General features: G+C 43.2%; 3 protein-coding genes. 1 reads left to right on the forward strand and 2 read right to left on the reverse strand.

Translation table 11 applies throughout. The features are described 5' to 3' along the window. On the forward strand, positions 1-329 hold a 329-nt coding region (locus tag LC574_RS28270; RefSeq protein WP_229456980.1), incomplete at its 5' end, for a DUF3471 domain-containing protein. 94 nt (positions 330-423) lie between these two features. On the opposite strand, the gene LC574_RS28275 is transcribed toward LC574_RS28270, so the two are convergent. Both LC574_RS28275 and LC574_RS28280 read right to left on the reverse strand, forming a co-directional pair. Further along, positions 424-2,049, reverse strand: a complete 1,626-nt coding sequence (locus LC574_RS28275; protein ID WP_229456981.1) for a hypothetical protein — start codon at positions 2,047-2,049, stop codon at positions 424-426. A gap of 364 nt (positions 2,050-2,413) precedes the next feature. Next, the gene (locus tag LC574_RS28280; protein ID WP_229456982.1) at positions 2,414-3,238 is read right to left on the reverse strand and encodes a hypothetical protein; all 825 of its coding nucleotides are present in this window, start codon (positions 3,236-3,238) and stop codon (positions 2,414-2,416) included. Positions 3,239-4,438 lie beyond the last annotated feature (1,200 nt).

Here is a 4,438-nt window from a genome sequence, read left to right on the forward strand (position 1 = left end):
ATGACTGGCCTGACGTGTTTGACAAAGAAAAACCAATTATCACCCTGTCGCAAGCCCAGAGCTACTCAGGATTATACTTAACAAAATCTGGATTGCAGTTCAAAGTAGTAAGTCAGAATGAAAATTTGTTTATACAATGTAACCAGCAACCGCCGTTACAGTTTTTTCCGACATCAGAGCTAGAATTTTTTGCTAAAGCAGTAAATACGAGTATTTCTTTTGAAAGAGATGACACAGGCAATATCACTGCAATGACTTTAAGCCAAGCAGATGTCATGAGTTTAAGACAACAACCAGATAAACAGATTAGAGCACAGAGGCAAGAGTGAAAAGAACAAGCGCAGCCCAACCTACAAATCTTCTGAAGCGAGTAGTATTAGACTGCGCTGCGATCGCAATAAGCTTAGAAGGATTGAATTTACGTTAACAGTGTTGTTGTTTTTTGAAAAGTGACAATAGCAAACACATAAGTCCCATAACTACCAACGAGACTGAAGAAGTAGTTTCTGGAACAGGCTGAGGGTTTTGCACAGGCTGATAATTGATGAAATTTCCTTGAATTGGGCTGAGTGATGCCAAAAGTTGCTCGATATCCTTAGATATATCAGTATTATTACCAACACTTTTAGAAGAGATGAGGCGGTTAAACGTTTGGCTACTCGATTCATCAAAATCTCCTGTGAACCCAAGAAAATTTTGACCTATTTTACCTATAAGAGAGTCAATCAGATTGTTAACATCAGTTTTGATCCCTAGTGGGGATAACTTTAAACTACTGATATTATTGACGTTTCCAATCGTTGTGTTGTCAGTATTCGCTAACCAATTGCCATTACCAATAATTTCATTTCCACTGGTAAAAACCCAGTTACCATTACCAATAATTGTGTTATCAGTACCAAAGTCCCAATTGCCGTTTCCAATGGTTGCGTTGTCACTGCCGAAGTGCCAATTACCATTACCTAATGTTGAATTATTACTTCCGTCGTCCCAATACCAGTTGCCGTTACCAAGGGTTGTGTTACCCTTTCCAAATAGCCAGTTGCCATTACCGATGGTTGTGTTGTCATTATTAAAGTTCCAGTTACCATTCCCAATGGTTGCGCTGTTACTGCCATAATCCGAGTTAAAATTACCAATAGTTGCGTTATTACTACCAAGGTTCTTGTTACCATTACCAACTGGTGCGTTGCCCTCATTAAAGGTTTGGCTACCCGGATTAGATGTATTCCCAGCGTTGCTAAAGGGTATATTATTACCAAGGACTTCTTTCAACGGATCGAAAGGCGATTGTTGAAGCAGACTTCCAGCACCTGCGATCGGGTTACTGCTGCCTGCAAACGGATTGGTAGCCCCACCTGCGAATGGGTTACCACCGCCTGCAAACGGGTTGGTAGCTCCACCTGCGAATGGGTTACCACCGCCTGCAAACGGGTTAGTAGCCCCTCCTGCGAATGGGTTACCACCGCCTGCAAACGGGTTGGTAGCCCCTCCTGCGAATGGGTTACCACCGCCTGCAAACGGGTTGGTAGCCCCTCCTGCGAATGGGTTACCACCGCCTGCAAACGGGTTAGTAGCCCCTCCTGCGAATGGGTTACCACCGCCTGCAAACGGGTTAGTAGCCCCTCCTGCGAATGGGTTACCACCGCCTGCAAACGGGTTGGTAGCCCCACCTGCGATCGGGTTACCACCGCCTGCAAACGGGTTGGTAGCACCATTTGGAATCGGATAACCACTGCCTGCAAAAGGGTTACTACCTCCTGCCAATGTGTTATCAATACCTTTGAAAAAGTTATCACCTAAAATTGACTTTAATCGATCAAAGATTAATTGCTGAAGCCCACTGCCAGCATCGCCTGCAAACGGGTTAATACCGCCACCTGGAATGGAATTGTTACCGTTACCTAATAACAGATTGGTATCACCCGGCAACAGGCTGCCTTCAGCAGAAAAACTGCCATTGCTAGCAAAGGAACTAACGTTGTTAGGGCCACCTACACTTAAGGGATTAACTCTACCATTAAGGGGATTGACAGCAGACTCTTCCATTGGTACTAATTTTCCTATTTTTAGTTAAAAAGGTTATGGAATCTTCAGTACTTCTTATACCAATTATGAATTTGCTAAATCCAAAATCTCTCTAAAATAAAGGCTTTAATCAAATCATCTTACTGTCAAACTAACAGAAAATATTTCTTAAATACCTACCTGTAAAGAGTTCCAGGGCGTAAAATAGCAAACTAGTACAATAAGGCAGAAAGCACATCATTGATAATACATGCTTTTCAGCTTTATCGAATGGTATGTTTATTTGCGCCAAGCTGTACTAGCATACTATGTACTGAAGAACTCATTGTTGTTCTCTTCTATTTCTCTGCTGATTTTCGCAAGAATTCTATTAAGCAAACGGGATTTATTGACCGCCAAATGGTAGGGTTTGACCACCGCCAAATGGGGAAGTTTGTCCTTGTCCGCCACCAAATGGGGAGGTTTGTCCATCACCACCAAATGGGAGGGTTTGTCCTTGTCCGCCGCCAAATGGGGAGGTTTGTCCTTGTCCGCCACCAAATGGGGAGGTTTGTCCTTGTCCACCACCAGATAATGGGATTTGTCCACCACCGAGTTCTTTTTCAAGCCTTGAGTTAACTAGCTTGTCAATACTAACCCTCAAACTGAACCCGTCCGGTATTTCACTTGTGCTAATACCATAGGTCTGGCTACCAGCACCAGTCAAAGGGTCGCTACCACTACCTTGGTTACTACCGCCTGCGGATGGGCTACTACCGCCTGCGGATGGGCTACCACCGCCTGCGAATGGATTACCACCACCTGCGAATGGATTACCACCGCCTGCGAATGGATTACCACCGCCTGCGGATGGGTTACCACCACCTGCGGATGGATTACTACCGCCTGCGGATGGGTTACCACCGCCTGCGGATGGGTTACTACCACCTGCTGTGGATGGGTTGACACCGCCTGCAAAGATATTCCAGAAGTTGTCGCCAGCGAAAGGATTACCACCATAGGCTAAATCGCCACCGGCAGCACCACCACCAGCAGCACCGCCACCAAATGGGCTACCGCCACTTTCTCCATCACCAACACCACTGAATATCTTGGGGAGGTCTTTCTCAGGGATAACTTCTTTCAAGCGACCGAAGGGTGATTGTCCAATCTGATTGCTCCCACTAGTAGAGGGGTTAGCGCTACTACTATTACTTGAATTTTCTGCCATTAGAATTAATCCTCTTATTGTTTTGATAAAAATCTTGCTAGCATTGCAACATAAAATAGACAAAATCTAAGTCTTTGTTTGTGACTTTTTTGTTGTCTTTTTGTTAGCAAATCTAGTTAGTAGCTATTAGATTATTTGGTTATCTTTGTTAAGTGGAGATAATCTATTTTTAATCAATGCTACTTACACTAAAAATGTATATGATTTAATTTTGAAGGGCAATGAAAAATGTTTTGATATATTTATCAAACTTGTAGATATTTTTAGATAATGGTTTAAAAAAATTAATTGAGATGTTTGTATAATAAAATTAAATTGGGGTTAAATCTTATATTAGCGATTCTCGGTTGAGTGGGTACTGAACCCCATCCCCAACCCCTTCCCCGCTCTTTGAAAGGGGGCTAAGATGTACCTTATATGACAATACGGTTCAGTTAAGGCTAAAACTATGTTAAAAGTCAATTTTTTTAACGAACCGCCAAGACGCCAAGGACGCAGAGAGAAGGAAGAAATGCTTAACTGAACTGTATTGCCTTATATGATTAGGAAGCGCTATATTGCAATGAATAATCTTTTGATAAATTTACCAAATTTTTAGATATTTAATTTATCGTAAGTTCAAGGGTTTAAGACCCCTACATCTATATGTAGCACCAGTTTCAGTCCTTCGACTTCGCTCAGGAACCATCGGGGTTTAAATCCCTGTACTTCGGCTACGCGAAGTTTCCGTCTGAAATGTCTTTAATTTTGAATTTTGAATTTTGAATTGTTAACTGTACCATAGCCACTCAACAACAACAGTACACTCAGCCCCAAGCAACTTTAAGCTTGCAGTAACCACCCAATGATAGAAAGGGGTTCACCAACAATTAAGCGCTCACTCAGTTGTGTGTATTTTTCTAAATCGATGTCTGCTAAGGTAAGTAACTCATATCATGTCCGCTTGATTCCTTATTAAACCTGAAGAACCCCACCCCGCCAAAGCTACGCTTCGTCTCCCCTCCCCGCAACCGGGGAGGGGATTAAGGGGAGCCAGCGCGGTCTTGGGGGTTTCCCCCATGAGCGACTGGCGTGTGGGGTGCAATGACTGTGGGAATCATAACTAATTATGCGAACATAATATCACTGCTGTTGCGAAATGATTTTATCAGACGACGCTGGGCGATCGCTTCAGCTTGAGTTGCAGAAAACCCAGGTTAA

It is taken from the genome of Nostoc sp. CHAB 5715 (genome assembly GCF_020829685.1).
Taxonomy (GTDB): domain Bacteria; phylum Cyanobacteriota; class Cyanobacteriia; order Cyanobacteriales; family Nostocaceae; genus Nostoc.